Here is a 19,640-nt window from a genome sequence, read left to right as displayed (position 1 = left end):
AGACGTAGCCCCGGGTGCCGGTGAGTGACACCGGGACAAATTTTCGTCCTACCGAAGTCCGAACAGGATTTCAGCATTGCGTGTTGTTGTGTTGGCGAATTCCTGGTCACTGATTCCGTAAACCTGTGCGAGACATTCGGCTGTGAGCCGTACCCAGGCCGGCTCATTACGTTTGCTACGGTTGGGGTGAGGTGCGAGGTAAGGCGCATCCGTTTCAACCAGAATCCGGTCCAGTGGAACCGTTGACGCCACGGCTCGAAGTTTTTCGTTTTTTCGAAACGTCGTCATGCCGGAAAATGAAACATGCATTCCGAGTTCCACACATTCTGCTGCGGTTTCAGCATCGCCACAAAATGAATGCATCACACCGTGTAACGAACCGTGTTCGGCTTCAGTTCTCAGGACATCCAGCACATCAGATTCTGCCTCCCGACAGTGAACCACGAACGGCAGTTTCCGTTCTCTGGACAACCGAATGTGACGATGAAAATATTCCCTCTGGAGATCAAGTGGAGCATGATCCCAGTATTTATCGAGACCGGTTTCACCCACACCAACAACCTTTGGGTGGTCAATCAGCGACAAAATAGATTCCCAGTCGTCGGGTTTGACTTCGTGAACATAGTTAGGCTGAATTCCGACAACAGCAGATACGCATTCGTATTGTTCAGCGATCGCAACTGCTGCCTGACTGGTGCCTTGATCAATCCCGATCGTGAGCAGATGACTGACATCCCCCTCGACAGCACGTGCGATGACAGCGTCCCGTTCGTGCTGAAACGTTTCTGCGTCCAGGTGACAGTGAGTGTCTATCAGTCGAGGAGCCATACAAAATTCGCTATTCGGATTTGATGAGCGTCAGAATCATTGATTGCGGATCAAATTGATACAGTGTTCGCCCGGGAAATGACTGCTGCAGTTCGTCAATTTCTTCAGCTGTCCCGGGAAGACGTGCGACCAGAACATCACTGCGATATTCCGGGTCGTTAATGATATAACTGAGTTGAGGATCAGAAGACGTTTCATCTACGAGGATCACGGCAGGTTTGATAAGCCCCGGTCCGCCGACCATTCGGTTAAAAGTTTCGAACTGCCGACGTGACCAGACCAGTTCACCGGTAGCCGAAGAAATCTTTGAGCGTCCCCACGCCGCATCCGCAGAGAACCAGCAGGGTAGCAGAGCAGCCAGCAGAAAGCTGATCACCCATAACCAGCTCAATCGATACGAGATCTCCTGTGAAAGTTCACTGGTGAACCATGAAAATCCCGCTGCAACAAGTATCAGAATCAGTGGCGCCGTCTCGAACACATAGTGCCAGTGCATAATTCCGGAAAACCAGTATGGGAGATGCAGCACATGCAACGTCACTACACTTGCGATAATCAGACGTAACACAGTCGTCGGGTGCGATTGATCCGGCGACGGCAGACACACGCGCAGCAGCACCAGCGTCAGTCCCATCACGATGGGTGCAATACCCAGAGTCCATTGAACGCTGGCCAGGCAGCGACGCCCCGCATTCCTCAAAGCCAGTGACCATGTCAGATTTTCTGCCCACTGGTCGTAGCTCTTCAGAACTTTCGGAGTCTGTTTTGCTTCACCGCGAATTCCATTATTGAATCCGTAAACATGTCTGGGGGTGTAAGTGTCAGTATATTCCTGGTAGGCACTGCGTAAAAACGATCCGGTGATTTGCTGATTCTGTATTCCGAGGGCCAACAATCCCACGATCAGAGGAGTCGCCATGCAGGCGAACAGCAGGAAACGCTGCGACGACCATTCTGGTTCTGCGGACCGCACAAGTTTCCAGCCGAACACCAGGCCCCACGGCAACGCAAAACCGGCGGCCGTCATCGGTCGACCGAGCATCGCCAGACTCAGTGACAGGCCCGAAATCAGTGTTAATGTGATCGCCGGGCGCCTCATCAGTCGGACCATCGTCCACAAAAACACACTCAGGGCGAGTAGGGTCGGGTGGTGTGCCAGCAGCATATTACTGAACAGGGCCAAACCCGGACTGCAGCCAATCAATAATCCGGCCACCAGGGCCGCCGAAGGCCGCAGGACCTCAGCAGCGGCAAGATAAAAGAAACCCGCAGCAACTGCCCCGGCCAGCCAGTGCCCGATGATCGGTCGCTCTGTCTGCACAAACAACGACATCCACAAACCTGTCCATGGAAAATACCGACTGGCCGTACAGCGTTCGTTCAGCACATGAAACTGATGAAACAGGTCAGGACGTACGGGAGCCGGTGGCCAGGACAGCCGTCCTGCAGCAAACGTTTCTGCCTGAAGCAGGTAGCTGTATTCATCATGATATGCCGGAGGAAGATCACAGAACGAAACAAGATCTGTTTCCGATCCGCCATCCAGACTGACTGACTGCAATCCGACGCAGACGCTCGCAGTCAGAGAAACTCCGGCAACAAACAGACAACTCAACCACCGGAATCGCGGGGACCCCGTGTACTGAATCTTCTTTCGCAGGAGTCTGCGCGGGGAACGGAACATCACACACAACAGCGGAAGGCTGATGAGAATCAAAAGCGGCAACGTCGTTTCGGGTTCCCAGTCAGTCAGCCAGGCCAGCGCACCAATCGGCCCCTGAACGGCATCTGAAAGTCGATAATATTCGAAATATCCACAAAGGCCGGTCACGAGCAGCCAGGCACCAGCAAGTCCGGATTTCCCTGTCAGTGTCATCAGCCTGTTACTCTTGTCATTTGGTCCGGGAGTGTTGGATGCTCTTAGATGAGCTATGATTGCCACCCACACCCGGTATTGTTCCACGTTGATCCCATCGCATTACGTGGGCAGCACCAGTTCTGCTGCTGGAAATCCATGAAACGTCCCGCTTCACCTGTAAGTTTTTTGTTTCGACTGGTAGTACCGGCGTGTGGAGCATTCATTCTAACGATTTTGATCATGATTGCGTTGATCTTTGGGGACCCACGTGCCCCGGTCGCTCAGTGGTTCGATCGCCACATGGTAACACTGTTGACAGTTGAGTTTGCGGTCATCATGGTACTTGTCCTGCTGGCAATGGCTGTCGATCGGATCCACACGCTGAGATCTGGCGGGGTGAACACTCAAAATCAACAGAGTTCCTCACAGAGCAGTACTCTCTCAGACCCACCGTCATGACAAGTCCTCAGGATCTGTATCAGGAATTACTTACGATTGTCAGACGGGCCGCCCTGCTTGAATCGTCTGCCGCCGTACTGGGCTGGGACCGAGAAACATACATGCCGGCCAATGGCGCGGAACATCGCGCCAACCAGATGAGTCTGCTGTCAGGACTTCATCACCAGGCCGCAACCGATGAACGAATCGGTGAACTGCTGGACACTTTGAACGAAACTGACCTCAACGAACCTGCCACGGCAGATTCTGCTGTCAATCAGCGAGAAATTCGACGGAGATATGACCGAAACCGTCGATTACCACAGGATCTGGTTGAGGAAACTGCCCGTGTCACCGCTCTGGCTCAGCATTACTGGTCTCAGGCACGCCAGGCAGATGATTATCAGTTATTTTCTCCCTGGCTGAAAAATATCATTCGTCTCAAGCAGGAAGAAGCAGCCGCAGTCGGATTTGCCGCGGACGGTACATCATACGATGCACTTCTGGATGAATATGAACCGCAATCCACAAGTCGAGAGATCGCTGACGTGTTTGGGCGGCTGCGTTCGAAACTCATCCCGTTACTGGACAGAATCCGTGGATGTCCACGCAGTCCTGATGCTTCAATTCTGGTTCGTGACTACCCTGTTGCTCAACAAAAGAAGTTCGGGCAACTGGCGGCAAAGTTCATCGGGTTTGATTTTGATTCCGGTCGACTGGATGTCACAGCACATCCTTTCTGCAGCCGCATCGGACCTGGTGACTGTCGGCTGACCACACGTTATGACGCAAATTTTTTCAGCGGGGCGTTTTTCGGGACGCTGCATGAAGCCGGACACGGACTCTACGAACAGGGACTGTCCTCAGAGGCCTGGGGGACTCCGCTGGGCCATTCGGTTTCTCTGGGCATCCATGAGTCTCAATCACGTCTGTGGGAAAACATAGTGGGGCGCAGTCGCGCCTTCTGGCAGTACTTCTTTTCACAGGCACAAACTTTTTTTCCGGATGCTCTCAAAAACACTTCACTGGACGAATTTTTCTTTGCAGTCAATACCGTACGGCCGTCACCAATTCGTGTTGAAGCGGATGAAGTCACTTATAACCTGCACATCATGCTGCGATTTGACATCGAGCGCGATCTGATTTCCGGCGATCTGTCCGTTGAGGACCTGCCCGCGGCCTGGAATGATCGATTCAAGTCTGACTTCGGCATCACACCCGATTCCGATGCGGATGGCTGCATGCAGGACATTCACTGGAGTGCCGGACTGTTCGGTTATTTTCCTACCTATGCTCTCGGCAATATGTACGCATCACAGTTTTACCAGACGGCCCGGGATCAGCTCGGCGATCTGGATAAACAATTTTCGAACGGAGAGTTCGGTACTCTGCTGGAATGGTTGAGAGAAAATATTCACGAACAGGGACAACGGCTCCCCGCAGGTGAGCTCGTGGAAAGCGTCACCGGACATCCGCTGAGTGATGCACCGCTCATCCGTCATCTGACTGAGCGATTCCTGCCGCTGTATCAGGGCACATGATGCCAATCAGACAAATACGTCATGATTCACACAGGCCCTTTGTTCCGATGTGACATGGGCGCTGACGCAGTCCCCACAGGATGGTTAAAAACGGAACAGAGGGATTGTCAGTCACCGGAATCCGAAATCATTCGCATTCCCCGGCCCCTGACTGTCGTTGAGTCAGCAATCAATCACCGCTATAACGGGACGCGCTGCATATCAAATGCACGCACGGTCCTCAGTGCACTGAGGAATGGCCTCTCGTGGTGGTCATTCCGCTTTGCCGTCGAATTTGGATTCAATCATGATCCAGGTACAACTTCCTGACGGAACCCTGCTGGAAGAAGAAGATCACGTTACGGCGCTGGATATTGCTGGCGGCATCAGTGAGGGACTGAAACGGGCAACAGCTGCAGCATCCATTGCAGATCACGTTGTTGACGCCATGAGGCCCCTCGCAGAACTGACCGATCTGCGTCCCGTTCCTCTGCAACTGCTGACGTCGCGTGATGCTGCTGCAGCCACCGTAATGCGACACAGTTGCGCTCATATCATGGCCCGGGCCATTATGAGGCTATTTGAAGGTGTCGGCCTTGCCTTCGGTCCGGTCAAAGGCAACACATTTTACTACGACTTCGACCTGGCCGTTCCCATCAGCGAGGATGACTTTCCGCGAATCGAAGCCGAGATGAAAAAGATCGTCAAGGCAGGAGAACCATTTGAACGGTTTACTATGAATCGGGATGAATCGATTCAACTGTGCAGTGATCTCAAGCAGGAACTGAAGGTCGAACATATTGAAACCGGGCTGGCAGATCACGACTCGCTGAGTTTTTATCGTCAGGGAGAGTTTGTCGATCTATGCCGCGGACCGCATATTCCGCATGCCGGCATGGTCAAAGCATTCAAGATTCTCAATGTGGCAGGATCCCACTGGAAAGGTGATGTCTCAAATCGGTCACTACAGCGGGTCTACGGCACAGCATTTTTTGACAAGAAACAATTAAAGGCATATTTACAGCAGCTGGAAGAAGCCAGGAAACGCGATCATCGTGTACTTGGCAGTCGCCTTCAGCTGTTTACACTCAGCCCCGATGTTGGACAGGGATTGTGTCTCTGGTTGCCGAAGGGGGCGACGATCCGGGCCACTCTGGAAGACTTTATCAAAGCAGAACTTCTGCGACGCGACTACAATCCGGTGTACTCACCTCATATCGGTCGAGTCGAACTGTATGAAACGAGCGGACATTTTCCGTATTACCGCGATTCACAGTTTGCTCCGCTGTTCAGCCACTCTGCCGGCCAGCTGGTCGACCACTGGATTCGCTGTCTGGACCCTGAAGACACGGAACTGAACGCACCCACTGACGAGGACCAGCGGAAGTTACTGGATGCAGCGCTCGTATTAGGATTTTCCGTTGAGGATTTCCCCGTGAACGGTGCCGCTGAGGAAAAACGCAGTGTGCTGCGAAAGTGGGAAAAACAGCAGGAGCGTTATCTGCTGAAGCCAATGAATTGCCCCCATCATGTGCAGATGTACAAAGCCATTCCCCGCAGTTACCGGGACCTGCCGGTACGACTGGCAGAATTCGGCACGGTCTACCGTCATGAGCAGTCCGGGGAGCTCAACGGGCTGCTGCGGGTTCGGGGTCTGACTCAGGATGATGCTCACCAGTTCTGTACTCCCGAACAGGTCGAACAGGAGTTCAAGGATACGCTGGGACTAGTCAAGTATGTACTGGATGCAGTGGGACTGGACGACTATCGCGTGCAGCTTTCCACTAAGGATCCAGGCTCAAACAAATACGTGGGCAGCGACGAATTGTGGCAGAGTGCTCAGGACACCTTACGGAGAGTTCTGACCGAAGAAGGTCTGGATTACATCGAAACACCCGGCGAAGCGGCGTTTTACGGACCCAAAACCGATTTCATGGTCAAAGATTGTTTGGGTCGCGAATGGCAGTTGGGCACAGTACAGCTTGACTATAATCTGCCAGAACGTTTCGACCTGGAATATATTGGAAAAGACAACAAGCCTCACCGTCCTGTGATGATTCATCGGGCTCCTTTTGGGTCCATGGAAAGATTCGTGGGTGTATTAATTGAACATTTTGCCGGGGCGTTCCCCCTGTGGTTAGCGCCTGAGCAGATTCGGGTTTTGCCCCTGAGTGAAAAATCTGATGCCTATGCCAAAGATGTGTCCACCCGTCTGCGACAAGACGGGTTTCGCGTAGGAACTGACCTGCAAAGCGCCCGTGTTCAGGCCAAAATCCGTGAAGCACAACTGGAATTAATTCCCTATATGCTCGTAGTGGGCCCCCGGGAAGCGGAACAGAATGCTGTAGCGGTTCGATGCCGAATTGACGGTGATCTCGGCGTCATGAGTTTTGACGACGCCCTGGCACGACTAAAGAAAGAACGCAACGAACGAACAATCCGCCAGGTCGTGAAGTCCGAATTCAGCGCGGTGGATGATGAACCGGGTGAGTTGACCGAGTATTGATAACTGAGACAGATCCCTGTTTTATACTACACTTGGCGTGTCTGTTCGTTCCTTTGTCGCTCCGCGCCCGAACCGTCTGACTGATCCTCTCGATGAATATTCTGCATCTGATTCGTTCACGTTTTCATCGTCCGCTGTCCGGATTGACCGATGACGTTGCACCACTGCTGGATATGATTCGCCCCTCACAGGACCCGAAATTCGGCGACTACCAGGCCAATTGCGCCATGCCGTTAAAAAAGGTTCTTAACAAACCACCGCGAGAAATCGCTGAACAACTGATTTCAGAGGTGGACCTGAGCGATCTGTGCGAGTCTCCGAAAATTGCCGGACCAGGATTCATCAATCTGAGGCTTCGAGACGACTGGATCGCTTCCGGTATCGAATCCGTTCGTGGTGACGATCGTTTAGGCTGCGCTCCTGTAACCGATCCGCGGCATGTAGTGGTTGATTTTTCATCTCCCAATGTCGCCAAGCCGATGCACGTGGGACATCTGCGCAGTTCCGTAATTGGAGATGCGATTGCCCGAATTCTTCGTTTTGCCGGGCACAACGTAACGACGGACAATCACATTGGTGACTGGGGTACTCAGTTCGGCATGATTATCTACGGCTACCGACATTTTTCCGATTCAGCAGCCTACGCCAAAGACCCTGTTGCTGAACTTGCCAGGTTGTATCGCCTGGTCAACCAGTTGACCGATTTCCATAAAGCGAAACTGCAATTGCCCGGACTGCTTGAGCAGCGCACGACAGAGCAAACGCGACTGCATCAGGCAGAATCGTCCGAAAACCCAAAAGACAAAAAGCACAAAAAATTACTGAAGGGAATCCGAAAACAGATTGCAGACCTGTCGGAACAAATCAACTCCAGTGAAAACAAGTTGGCAGCAGTCAAACAATCAGAAAACCTGCAGCTACAGGCGAATGCGCATCCGGAAATTGCCCGGCTGTCTCGCCAGGAAACGTCCAAACTCCATGCCGGTGACCCTGACAATCAGGTACTTTGGGATGAGTTCCTTCCGGCCTGCCTGCAGGCACTGAACCACGTCTATGACCGACTGGATATAACATTTGATCTGGAACTCGGCGAAAGTGCCTACAACGCTCAACTTGGCCCCGTTGTTCAAAGCCTGAAGGAACTAAACCTGGCCGTTGACAGCGACGGAGCCACCTGTGTCTTTGTCGAGGGCAATACCGCACCATTTATCGTACAGAAAACCGACGGAGCCTACACATATGCCACAACGGACCTGGCCACGATCGAGTACCGGGTCAGCAAACTGGATGCCGATGAAATTCTGTACGTGGTTGATAAGCGTCAGGAGGAACATTTCCAGCTTTTGTTTAAGACGGCCGCACTTTGGAAATATCCGGACCCGTCGTACCGCCACGTGAGCTTTGGTACAGTCATGGGAAAGGATAACAAACCGTATAAAACCCGGTCCGGCGATGTGATCGGGCTGGAAAGCCTGCTGGATGAAGCCGTCCACAGAGCCCGCCGCATCGTCGACGAAAATGATGAGCGTCGCGAGGAGCCTCTGTTATCCGACTCAGAACGATCCCGTGTTGCTGACATCGTAGGACTCGGGGGAATCAAATACGCCGATCTGCACCATAACAGAGACAGTGACTACATATTCGACTGGGACAAGATGCTGGCAACCAGTGGAGATACAGCAACTTATATGCAGTATGCCTATGCTCGAATCTGTGGAATTTTTCGAAAATTAGATGTTAATCGTGAATCGCTCAGCAGCAGTTCTGACGCTGTCCTGCTGACGGTTCCCGAAGAACGGGCACTTGCGCTGCAACTGCTTCGTTTCGGCGAAGCAGTGGACGACGTTCTGTCGGACTATCGTCCTCATTTGATGACCGCATGGCTGCTGGAAACTTCCGGATGCCTGAGCAAATTCTACAGTACTTGTTCTGTACAGGGTGCGGAAACGCCGGCGCTGCAGCGAAGCCGCCTGATACTGTGTGATCTGGTAGCTCGCGGAATCCGCACTGGCTTGTCACTACTCGGCATCAAGACAGCAGACGTTATGTGATGGCAACCGATTCCCCACGTCAACTCAGAAACGCATGCGACAGAGTCATCCTGGAGTTTGCTGACTGCATTCTGGGTCCGGAAGTACTACTGATTCTGCAGAGCGGCACACGACTGGCCCCGGCGTTGATCAGGTCACATCCTGATGTCACCTGGGATATTTTCACACTCGAACATTTCCTGCTGGTATCGGTGCTCGATGAATTCAGGCGTACCAGGACAGACCTGCCTGATGTCAGCCCCGAATTTCACTGCAACCCGGATCTGCCCGACAGACGGTTCGATACAGTGATTCTTCCCACCTTGTCACGCGGAGCAGCTGAATTGACACGAGATCTGCTTCAGAACGCCGCCGATTGTGTCAAATCAAACGGAAGGGTGATTGTCAGCACAGACAATCCCCGGGACAGCTGGCTTCAAAAACAACTGCAGTCGATTTACGGCCGGGTGACGGTTGAGCAACACCAGGAGGGAGTCTGCTATATTGCCCGACGCCGAACAACTCAGCGAAAACGGAAAGACTTCAGCTCGGAATTCGCATTCCGCGACAGAGAACAGTTGATTCGGTGCCGGTCAAGACCCGGAGTATTCAGTCATCGAAAACTGGATGGAGGTGCGAGATCCCTGATTCGATCCCTCGATCTTCTGCCGCCGGACTTCAACCCCTTAAAGATTTTAGAAATGGGCAGTGGTTCCGGAGCAGTGTCAACCGCTGCGGCACTGAGATTTCCAAAGGCGCAGCTGCTTGCCGTAGACAGCAATGCCAGAGCTGTCCAGGCAACACAGTCGACCGCCGCCTGCAACAGCGTCACCAACCTGCAGGTGATGCTGTCTTCCACCGCCGTGGTCCCGGACCACGGGCGGTGGGATCTGTTTTTAACGAATCCTCCCTACTACTCTGACTATAGGATTTCAGAGTTGTTCCTGCAGGCCGCCCTGGAAAGCCTGCGTCCGCAAGGGCGAATTCACCTGGTCACTCGTCTGACAGACAGACACGTCGAACGCATGACTCAGCTGTTTCATGAAATTCACATTATCAAGATCTCGGAATATGACGTGATTACAGCGATTCGAAAATGACAACAACTTTCACAACAATCCGCAGCCGTCCATACACAGGAAAAACACTAAAGCGATGCACAGCGAGTATCATACACTCCGCTGGGAAGGCGATGCTCTGGGCTCACTGTATTTGATCGACCAGACATTACTGCCGGAACAGTTCACAGAGATCAACGCTGCCACTGTGGAAGACGTCCATAACGCAATTCGAAAGCTTTCCGTGCGCGGTGCTCCTGCCATCGGGGTGGCAGCCGCATGGGGCGTCATACTGGGGACTCAACAGGTTAGAAATGCAACGCGTGCTGAATTCAACAGTCGCCATCGGAACGTTTCTGAGTATCTGGGCCGAAGCAGACCAACGGCCGTCAACCTGTCCTGGGCACTCCAGCGTCTGCTGGGAATTGCCGAATCAGACACTGAAGCCACAGCTGCGCAAATTCATCAGCGTCTTTTTGAAGACGCAGCTTTGATTCAGATGGAAGATGAACGGATGTGTGAAAGTATCGGCAACAACGGCGCAGAATTACTGGAATCCGGAACCGGAATACTGACACACTGCAATGCCGGGGGACTTGCAACAGCGGGAATCGGCACTGCCCTGTCGGTGATTTTTGCAGCAGCAGCGGCCGGCAAACAACTCCATGTTTACGCAGATGAAACACGTCCGCTGCTGCAGGGAGCTCGTCTGACGGCGTGGGAACTTCAACAACGTGATGTGGACGTCACGGTGATTTGCGACAGCATGGCAGCTCAGGTGATGAAAGAAGGCCGAATTCAGGCTGTCGTCACAGGGGCCGACAGAATTGCGGCCAACGGCGACGCCGCCAACAAGATTGGAACATACGGTGTTGCCCTGCTGGCTCGGGCCCACAGGATTCCGTTGTATGTGGCGGCTCCTTCCAGCACATTTGACCTCACGTTGGCCACGGGAGATCAAATTCCGATCGAACAACGAGACGCTGCAGAGGTGACCCGCGGATTTGGGCGACAAACCGTTCCAATCGGTGTCGACGTGTATAATCCGGCGTTTGACGTGACTCCTGCTGCCCTGATCGACGCCATGATTACTGAACATGGTATTATTCGCCATCCAGATACCACATCGGTATCCCGACATCTTAAGCGCAACTGAGGTTTAACGGATCAGTCAAGCAAATCGTTGACACTCTGTTTCAGTCGTAAGGGATGTTGCGATCGATGTGATCAGGATGGACCAATAGATGATCCGCCGACCCGCACACCGTCAATCCCGTATGGTTCCCGTAATTCACTGCAGGTTCTTCAGGCAGCAACCGATCAAATTAACTCGGAGCCCGCATCCGCCGGCGGACTTCCCGGTTTGCAGATATAACTCCAACGGAGGTCTCAAAATATATTCGTAGGCCCGGATCATTCATGAGTGCACGTTCGCGTGACTCGGTCCTCGCCTGACTCGACGCGTTTCCAACGTTGCGGTTCGTGCAAACCTGATCATCCGGGGCTGCTTTGATTTCAAAGCAGCCCGTTTTTTTTTTGCATCAGACAATAGCCGGCCAGACCATATCCGCTGCATGTCCCTCCCGCTTTGCTGATGCCTCACATCTTTCCGGGCGAAACATCAAAACTTCCGGACAACCTGCGAGTAATGTCCTGTCACTCATTCACCGGCTTGGTAACGTCGGTTCGTTTGGTTCGCCCCATCGCTTTTTTTTGTGACAGACGGCGGAAATCGGCAAAGACATGTTCAGCAAGCAATGTGGCTTCTGCAGAGAGTTCGTCGATGCGGTTGCGAAAAATAGCGAATGCACTGAGAGAAGGCACGGCCACGCCCAGTCCCAGCAATGTCGTAACCAGCGCACGGTAAATGCCGGGCGCCAGTTCAGAGACCTGCGGATTAGCTTTTTGTTCGAACTCCACGAACGCCTGGATCATTCCCCATACAGTGCCCATCAGCCCGAGCATCGGAACAATAGTCCCGATGACCGACAAATACTCAATCCGCCGAAAGAGTCGCGCCGACTGTTCGACCGCGGCATCTTCCATGGATTTTTCTATCGTCCCATATCCGACTCCAACTTCATCGAGACCGGCTGTCAGAAGTCGGCTGAGAAAGCCTGGATGTTCCTCACAGGTTCGCTTCGCCCCGTCAATATTCCGTTCACTCAACAGTCGATGGACTTCTTCTGCAAGTCCCGGTGGCATCAGAGTGCTGCGACGTATATTCAAAACGTGGTCAATGATCAGAGCGACCATGACAAGGCTGAGTACACCAATCAGATAGCCGATCCCTCCCCCGGCCCGGACGAGTTCCGTCAGTTGCAGAGGACCGTCCGACGGTTGTAGTCGAGCAACACGACCGGTCTCCTGTGCCACCGCCGGCATCACAGGTAACATCAGTCCTGCTGCCACTACGACCGCACTGAAGGAAATTCGATTTCGGTAAAACAGATTCATCAGACAGTCCGTTGTCCGGATTTCAGACTGAAACGACACCGGCTGCATCCGCCTGAGGAGCAGTACATCGGGCCCACAATTCTATCTCCGTACGAATGGAAATCACAGTCCATGTTTTGTGTGGAAAAGTGGATCGCAGCTAAAAGTAAGGTTCTCACCCCCTGAATTTGGATTCCAGCTTCGTTGACGGATGTACCGTAATACCCGATTCAGACACAATCTTCACGGACTGAGCTGAAGCGATGAAGTAATTCGAACAGACTCTGCCATACTGGCTCTTTGATTTTACAGGAAACCTGAACGACTCTGCACGACGTACGCGACACAACACACAAAACGGCGTACGCTCGCGTCTGGTCCGAATTACTCCTTTCTGTACGGTTTTCACGATCCACGCTTACCCATGCCCGAGTCCCGGAAAATAAAACCCGTCACACGTCCGGTACAGGGCGTCCTGCGACCTCCAGGTTCCAAGAGCATTACCAACCGTGCCCTGATTCTCGCGGCACTCGCGGAAGGCACCACGGAACTGTCCGGTGTACTTGACAGTCTGGACACTCGCGTCATGGTCGAAAGTCTGCATCGACTTGGTTTCAGAGTCTCGCACGACACCACAACCGGGCAGTGCCGAATCATGGGACGCGCCGGACGGATCCCCGCAGATGACGCAAAACTTTGGCTGGAGAACAGTGGAACCAGTATTCGTTTTCTCACGTCGCTGTGCTGCCTCGGATCCGGCAGCTATCGTCTCGATGGTACCGAGCGAATGCGGCAGCGTCCGATCGGTGATCTCGTCCGCGCTTTGCGCCAGCTTGGCGCCACTATTGATTTCGAGAAGCAACAGAGTGACTGTCCGCCGGTAATCGTCCGCGGCAGCTCCTCCGGCATTGCCGGAGGAGCTGCAACCATTCAGGGCAGTATTTCCAGCCAGTTCCTCACCAGTCTGCTGATGGCCCTGCCTTCCTGCAGGAATGATTCAGACCTGCAAGTCGCCGGAACTCTGGTGTCTGTTCCTTACGTCACAATGACTGTGAAGATGATGAAGAGTTTTGGAGTTCCTGTTGAACTGTCTGACGATTTGTCTGAATTTCACATTCCAACAGCTCGTTACACAGCCAGGAATTACGAAATCGAACCCGACGCATCCGCGGCCAGTTATCTGTGGGGAGCCGCCGCTGTCACCGGAGGACAGGTCACTGTCAAGGGACTTCACCGAAATGCGTTACAGGGGGACGTTGAATTCGCCACCGCGCTGGAACAAATGGGATGTCAGGTCATCTGGGACACCGACAGTGTCACTGTTTCCGGATCTGCTAAACACGGTATCGATATCGACATGAATGCTGTCAGTGATACGGCACAAACACTGGCGGCCGTCGCCGTGTTTGCCGATAGTCCCACCACTATTCGAAACGTGGAACATATACGTCACAAGGAGACCGACCGGATCTCCGCAGTGGTTACCGAACTCCGACGTGTCGGCATTCGTGCCGAAGAATTTCCGGATGGATTCAAAATTTATCCGGGATCACCTCGCCCCGCAGCAGTCCGCACTTACGAGGATCACCGTATGGCTATGAGTTTTTCTTTGCTGGGACTGTGCGCACCCGGCATCGAAATACTCGATCCCGAATGCACCGGTAAAACATATCCTGGTTTCTTCGACGATCTGGATTCATTGTGCGAAACGACGGAATGACCGGACATCGCTCGTACAAACGAGGTACTGCTCGTTCCGACAAATACCAGCCGCTGACGGTCCGTCGCATCGACTCCGGCAGAGCGCTGGCTTTGGCCGTGCTGCAACAGCATGACACGACTGGTCGGTTTGTTTCAGATCTGCTGGCGGATCTGGATTCCAGACACACACTGCCCTGGCGGGAACGAGGCCTAGCCCTTGATGTTGCCGCAGGTACGTTGCGGCGGAGACGCACCATCGACGTCTTGCTGCAGTCACAGGTGAAACGCCCCCGTGCTGAGGTCGAACCCGATTTGTGGCGGCTACTGCAAACTGGAGTCCAGCAATTGTGTTTCGGGCGGGCCCCCGATCACGCTGCTGTAGATGCCACCGTGGATTTAACAAGGTCACTGAATCGTCCCCAGTGGGCCGGTTTCACAAATGGTGTGCTCAGAAATATCACCCGATTACTGACGGATCGTGTGGCGTCGGAAGCTGCCGGTAATCAGATGCCGTTGTCAAACGGACAATTTCGTGAGCTAGCCACTGACGTATTTCCCTGTCCGGCGACGACCCCCGTCGAGTATTTTGGTGAAGCCTTTTCGATGCCGCGAGCGATTGCCCGTCGCTGGTCGCGTCGCATGGGATTCAGGGATCTGCTGATCGCGGGTTTTCACTGTCTCAGTTCGCCAACAATCAACATGCGAATCAATACGCTCAGGACCACTGTTTCCGATGTTGTTAACAGCTTATCTGCCGCCAACATCACCACACAGCCAGGTGTATTTGATGAATCACTGACGATCAGCTCCGCCGGACGGATCGAATCGCTCCCGGGTTACGAAGACGGTCACTGGACCATTCAGGATCAGTCCGCCATGCCGGCGTCTCGGATGTTAAACCCCCAGGCAGGTGAGACAATTCTTGATCTTTGTTCGGCCCCAGGAGGCAAAACGACTCATTTAGCTGAACTCAGCGGGGATGCTGCCAGTATCTGTGCTGCAGACGTAAGCCAGGACCGCCTGAACCTGGTCGATGCCAGTCTTCGTCGCTTAAGACTTTCGTCCGTGGTGACGCGATGCATTGATCGAGATGGCCGCGGACTGCCCGACGTCAAATTCGATGCAGCAATGGTCGACGTTCCCTGCTCGAACACCGGTGTACTGTCGCGACGACCCGAGGCTCGCTGGCGATTCCGCGAGCATGACCTTGCAGAACTCGTAACGTTACAGACACGGCTGCTGATGATCGCTTTTGATCACTTACGCCCGGGAGGACGTCTGGTTTATTCGACATGCAGCGTGGAGCCGGAAGAAACCACGTCACTGATTCGTGATGTCGTGCAGGCGGTTCCCTCAATGACCCTGAAGAATGAGATCATCTCCCTTCCCGGCCAGCCCGCCGACGGCAGCTACGCGGCTTTGCTCACCCGTTCCGTCACGACGTCTGCAGCTGATCCTCTGACAACCGAGTCGGAGGGCAAACAGTGACTTCGGAACTGGCTACTTTACAACAGCTGCGGGAGCTCCCGGATTTATTGACCGCGATCGCTCAATCGACCGGCAGCGAACTTGCGGTCCAGCATAAGCTGCGCAGGCATTATTGCCCGGAGTTGGTGCGTGCCGCATTCATGCTGCACGAAGCGAGGATACGGGCCCGGGGAGTCCTGCACGACGCCGAACATCTGTGGCTCACCGCCGCCGGAGTCCAGCAATGCACACATCCGGCTGTCGCGACTCACAAAGCCGAACGATTTCCCCGCAACGTTTCCGTACTGGACCTGTGCTGTGGTATCGGCAGCGATGCCGCGGCCCTGGCGCGACGTGCATCGGTGACCGTCGTGGACAACGATGAAACTATGTTGCAGCGGTGCCGCTGGAATCTCGACATATGGAATTGTTCAGCACAACCTTCGATCCTCGACGATGCACAAAACATCTCTCTGTCCGGCCGGCTGATTCACGCCGACCCTGATCGGCGGGTCGGACGTGTTCGACCGGTCAAACGACTCGAACAGTATTGTCCGGATCTGGACTGGATGCAGGCAGCCACGAAAACAGCCGCCGGAGGCGCCATCAAGATCAGCTCTGCGGGTAACTTCATGCAAAAGTTTCCCGATTGTGAAATTGAACTAGTCAGTCTGCACGGCGAATGTCGGGAAGCTACAGTGTGGTTTGGTGAACTGGCACCTGCCGAACAGTTTCGTGCGACGGTTTTGCCTTCCGGGAACACAATTGCCGGAGATCCCCTTGGAGTGACGGCAGATTTTGCAGTGTATCCCGGCCGGTATCTGTTCGATCCTGATCCGGCCGTCGTACGGGCAGGGCTTGTCGATGCCGTTTGTGAGCAGTTGAATCTACAACGTCTGGACGCCGGAGAAGAGTATCTCACATCTGATGAATGTCCTGACTCATCATTCGTCACGGAGTTCGAAGTCATTGCTGTACTGCCCAACAGTCTGAAGAGACTTCGACACTATTTTCGCAGTAAACCGGCATCCCGTTACGAAATCAAATGTCGACACCTGTCAATCACTGCTGATGCAGTCGCCAAACAGTTGCCAACCGGAGGCACTGAACCACAGGTGGTATTCTTTCTGCGAAATTGCGGAAAGACCCGAATCATCGTCGCAAAACGCATTGGGCGTCGTCTGACAGCAGAGTAATCTTTACCAGACATTTCGGGCACCTGCACTGTGAGTGCCGTCAAAGGCATGGTATTTCGTATTCAGGATCCAACCGCTGTCACAGGTCTCGGAACGGTCATCTGCAGTCAGTAAACTGCACAACAAAAAAGAATGAAACGCACGACAGAACGCACAGGAGTCGCCCGACTCGAGGTGTCCAAAACGAGACCGACTGTTGCCGACACCACAGCGTTATCACTGCGGGAAATGCTGGAATGCCCCGGCCGGACAGTTCAGCTGCAGACAGGCTACACCAATCCGCTTTTTTTCCGCACGACCCATTCACACGTCATGATGACCGTAAACAACATCAACGAAAACCAGTTGTCCCACAGATTAATACGACGATCCTGTCTCAATGCCTGTACCGGTAATCCATTGTTCGCAAAATCTTCCAGTCGTTGCAGCAACTGAGCCCCAGACAGAAAATCTCCACCGCTGACAGTGGCCAGTTCTCTCATCATTTCCGGGTCTGCCGACGGGTTGTCTAATTCCGGATCGCGGGCATTGACCAGGAATCTTGCGACCGCACTGCCGTGCGACGTTCCGTCCACCCTTGCCTGCACTCCGACTCTGTAATCACCCGGCTCATCGACTTGTGTGAACCGAGCCAATCCGGCACCTCTGTCCCGACTGGCGAGAACCGACTCTACCGTTCCGTCCGGCCTGGTGACTGTCACAGTGTATTTCGCATCTGTGATTTGAAGCCCCTGAGAATCCCGGGCTCCGAACCGAAGTTCAACATCCTGTCCTGGTGCGACATCCTGAGGTTCCGCCGTAATCCATACGGGACCATCATCATCCTGTTCGATCCTCGTCAGCCAGAATATAACCTGACGCCAAAATCGCTGCTGGGCCATCGTTCCCCAGTCACGCTGCAGACACCAGCGCCATGTAGTGTCCCCTCCGAAAACCATCACCCTTGACTGCCCCGCACCGTGGGCCACCTCATGCGCAACCAGCAACGGTTCACCGGTTTCGGTCCGGGCAAGTACCTGAGCAAGAGAACCTTCCAGCGGCTTCAGAACGGTGGCCTGATTCAGTGGCGGCAGCTCCCGCCAGCGATCAGCATTGATGTCCGGTGGAGCGATTTGCAGCACAGAATGCCGGAGCCCCGTATCGGTCGGTACCATTCGTACCAGCCCCGTCAGCTGGTCCGTTGTTCCGGACAGATCCACCGGAAACAGTTCACTAATTTTGTGGTTCTCATAGCCACCGGCACCAAAATTTCGAAATCCCCCCGTCATCATCAGGCCTGCACCGGCTTCGCAGCAACGTTGAATTTTTCTGAGCCGGTCCCGTCCGAAGATTTCTGCCGGCACGTCGCCAATAATAAATGCATCGATTTCACCGGGTTCGAACCAGTTTTCAACAAATTGGTTGCGATCTGCAAAACGCCCCAGAAACAGCTTTTGAAATTCAAGCTGCACACGACTGCTGACGGTGATACTTCTAAGGTATGTCGATTCCGTACGAGGCTGATCAAAATAGGCGACACGAATTCCACCTTTTCGAACACGGATCAACGTCTCAATACGATTGTTTGTTTTGCGAACTTCATCAGCCAGCGGCACGACTTCGACAGCAACCTTAAACACACCGGAAACACCCGGAATAAATTCCAGTTCGATCAGTTTTTCGAGAGAATCTCCATCACAGATAAATTCCTGAACCGGCCGATGCTGCTGATCACCGGGTGCCACCATCATCGACGTTGATGTTGTTCTGCCTGAGACGCGTTTTTCCAGCAATACCCGAACCTGCAGTGATTTGCCCGATACACCATTCGCCCGGACACGAACCTTCACGGGGACCACATTACGGACGAAAACATCACGAGGAATATCGAGTTCACTTACCGCAACATCCATCACGCTTGAAGTAACATCGCTGGTGCCGATGGCCCATGTATAAATGGGCATATTTTTCTTTCCAAGAAGTCGGGCGAACTGAACCGGGTTGCGGTTGTCGTCTCCCCAGGCTGCCTGGCGACCGTCTCCTGTCATGATCACCATTGCAACATCGTCTGACGCAGCATCGTTCTGCAGATCCTCCAGAGTATTACTCAGGGAAGTGAACTCGCCCTGTGGCTGATCCATTTCACCGGCCCCGACCGAATGAAGTGTTTCTGAGTAAGCCCGGTAACGGATTTCCACCCGTTCACCAAAGCGGTCCAGAAAACGTTGAGCGTCATTAAGAAACGCCCTTTGGACCTCATAGCGAGTAACACTTCCAGGACCGTCCGGGGTTGCCATGCTGCGACTGGCGTCCCAAAGAACGTACACGACATAGTTGCGCTGGTTTTCTGATGTCATCACTAACGACGGCTTGAGCATCAGAAACAATAAGAACAGCACTGTAACGTACCGCATCAGCAGTAAAAGTTTTCGACGCCCCGAAGATACGTGCTGAATACGACGCGGATACGCCAACGTCACAACGCCGACCATGACAACACAACACAAAAACACGAACGGCCAGGACCAGATCGGCACAAAAGAAAAATTCAAATCACCGAATGAAAAATTCATGTCACCGACAGGTTGTGAGCAACACACGTATGGTGTGCCCGTATTCGAAA

Annotated in this window: 13 protein-coding genes; 9 read left to right on the top strand and 4 right to left on the bottom strand. The window is 53.5% G+C overall.

Going from position 1 to position 19,640, the window contains the following annotated elements; translation table 11 throughout:
* Window positions 1-48: 48 nt before the first annotated feature.
* Both MK110_03745 and MK110_03740 read right to left on the bottom strand, forming a co-directional pair.
* On the bottom strand, window positions 49-828 hold the full coding sequence (locus MK110_03745; GenBank protein ID MCH2210389.1) for a TatD family hydrolase: 780 nt from the start codon (window positions 826-828) through the stop codon (window positions 49-51).
* A 10-nt stretch (window positions 829-838) separates the two neighbouring features.
* Entirely contained in the window at window positions 839-2,791 is a 1,953-nt protein-coding gene (locus MK110_03740; protein MCH2210388.1) for a glycosyltransferase family 39 protein, read from the bottom strand.
* Between the two features lie 51 nt (window positions 2,792-2,842).
* Between MK110_03740 and MK110_03735 the strand changes: the two genes are divergently transcribed.
* From MK110_03735 to mtnA, 6 genes are all read left to right on the top strand, one after another.
* A complete protein-coding gene (locus tag MK110_03735) occupies window positions 2,843-3,145 on the top strand; it encodes a hypothetical protein (GenBank protein ID MCH2210387.1) in 303 nt (100 codons plus the stop codon).
* Window positions 3,142-4,665 (top strand): carboxypeptidase M32, encoded by a 1,524-nt coding sequence (locus MK110_03730; GenBank protein ID MCH2210386.1) that lies wholly within the window; start codon window positions 3,142-3,144, stop codon window positions 4,663-4,665. The genes MK110_03735 and MK110_03730 overlap by 4 nt, the downstream gene beginning before the upstream one ends.
* A gap of 286 nt (window positions 4,666-4,951) precedes the next feature.
* Complete coding sequence (thrS, locus tag MK110_03725) at window positions 4,952-7,150, top strand: threonine--tRNA ligase (protein MCH2210385.1); 2,199 nt, start codon at window positions 4,952-4,954, stop codon at window positions 7,148-7,150.
* Between the two features lie 92 nt (window positions 7,151-7,242).
* Complete coding sequence (gene argS, locus MK110_03720) at window positions 7,243-9,201, top strand: arginine--tRNA ligase (GenBank protein MCH2210384.1); 1,959 nt, start codon at window positions 7,243-7,245, stop codon at window positions 9,199-9,201.
* On the top strand, window positions 9,201-10,280 hold the full coding sequence (locus tag MK110_03715; GenBank protein ID MCH2210383.1) for a methyltransferase: 1,080 nt from the start codon (window positions 9,201-9,203) through the stop codon (window positions 10,278-10,280). Before argS ends, MK110_03715 begins: the two co-directional genes overlap by 1 nt.
* A gap of 55 nt (window positions 10,281-10,335) precedes the next feature.
* Window positions 10,336-11,394 carry an S-methyl-5-thioribose-1-phosphate isomerase gene (gene mtnA, locus MK110_03710; protein ID MCH2210382.1) on the top strand — a complete coding sequence of 353 codons (1,059 nt, stop codon included), beginning with the start codon at window positions 10,336-10,338 and terminating at the stop codon, window positions 11,392-11,394.
* A gap of 500 nt (window positions 11,395-11,894) precedes the next feature.
* Here the strand turns inward: mtnA and MK110_03705 are convergent, their stop codons facing one another.
* Entirely contained in the window at window positions 11,895-12,695 is an 801-nt protein-coding gene (locus tag MK110_03705; GenBank protein MCH2210381.1) for a MotA/TolQ/ExbB proton channel family protein, read from the bottom strand.
* Between the two features lie 403 nt (window positions 12,696-13,098).
* Here MK110_03705 and aroA point away from each other — a divergent pair, with 403 nt between their 5' ends.
* Genes aroA through MK110_03690 form a run of 3 tightly spaced genes read left to right on the top strand, consistent with a single transcriptional unit; the run spans window position 13,099 to window position 17,038 of the window.
* Complete coding sequence (aroA, locus tag MK110_03700; protein MCH2210380.1) at window positions 13,099-14,394, top strand: 3-phosphoshikimate 1-carboxyvinyltransferase; 1,296 nt, start codon at window positions 13,099-13,101, stop codon at window positions 14,392-14,394.
* Window positions 14,391-15,863 carry a hypothetical protein gene (locus tag MK110_03695; protein ID MCH2210379.1) on the top strand — a complete coding sequence of 491 codons (1,473 nt, stop codon included), beginning with the start codon at window positions 14,391-14,393 and terminating at the stop codon, window positions 15,861-15,863. The genes aroA and MK110_03695 overlap by 4 nt, the downstream gene beginning before the upstream one ends.
* Window positions 15,860-17,038 carry a methyltransferase domain-containing protein gene (locus MK110_03690; GenBank protein MCH2210378.1) on the top strand — a complete coding sequence of 393 codons (1,179 nt, stop codon included), beginning with the start codon at window positions 15,860-15,862 and terminating at the stop codon, window positions 17,036-17,038. The genes MK110_03695 and MK110_03690 overlap by 4 nt, the downstream gene beginning before the upstream one ends.
* A 269-nt stretch (window positions 17,039-17,307) precedes the next feature.
* On the opposite strand, the gene MK110_03685 is transcribed toward MK110_03690, so the two are convergent.
* On the bottom strand, window positions 17,308-19,590 hold the full coding sequence (locus MK110_03685; protein ID MCH2210377.1) for a glutamine amidotransferase: 2,283 nt from the start codon (window positions 19,588-19,590) through the stop codon (window positions 17,308-17,310).
* Window positions 19,591-19,640: the final 50 nt, after the last annotated feature.

This window comes from Fuerstiella sp., from assembly GCA_022447225.1.
Lineage (GTDB): Bacteria > Planctomycetota > Planctomycetia > Planctomycetales > Planctomycetaceae > S139-18.
This window is presented reverse-complemented; position numbering and strand designations above follow the sequence as displayed.

Bases quoted from the DNA above. Each gene is read 5' to 3' on its own strand.
- MK110_03745 (MCH2210389.1), bottom strand. From the start codon at position 828: ATGGCTCCTCGACTGATAGACACTCACTGTCACCTGGACGCAGAAACG.
- MK110_03735 (MCH2210387.1), top strand. From the start codon at position 2,843: ATGAAACGTCCCGCTTCACCTGTAAGTTTTTTGTTTCGACTGGTAGTA.
- MK110_03730 (MCH2210386.1), top strand. From the start codon at position 3,142: ATGACAAGTCCTCAGGATCTGTATCAGGAATTACTTACGATTGTCAGA.
- thrS (MCH2210385.1), top strand. From the start codon at position 4,952: ATGATCCAGGTACAACTTCCTGACGGAACCCTGCTGGAAGAAGAAGAT.
- argS (MCH2210384.1), top strand. From the start codon at position 7,243: ATGAATATTCTGCATCTGATTCGTTCACGTTTTCATCGTCCGCTGTCC.
- MK110_03715 (MCH2210383.1), top strand. From the start codon at position 9,201: ATGGCAACCGATTCCCCACGTCAACTCAGAAACGCATGCGACAGAGTC.
- mtnA (MCH2210382.1), top strand. From the start codon at position 10,336: ATGCACAGCGAGTATCATACACTCCGCTGGGAAGGCGATGCTCTGGGC.
- MK110_03705 (MCH2210381.1), bottom strand. From the start codon at position 12,695: ATGAATCTGTTTTACCGAAATCGAATTTCCTTCAGTGCGGTCGTAGTG.
- aroA (MCH2210380.1), top strand. From the start codon at position 13,099: ATGCCCGAGTCCCGGAAAATAAAACCCGTCACACGTCCGGTACAGGGC.
- MK110_03695 (MCH2210379.1), top strand. From the start codon at position 14,391: ATGACCGGACATCGCTCGTACAAACGAGGTACTGCTCGTTCCGACAAA.
- MK110_03685 (MCH2210377.1), bottom strand. From the start codon at position 19,590: ATGAATTTTTCATTCGGTGATTTGAATTTTTCTTTTGTGCCGATCTGG.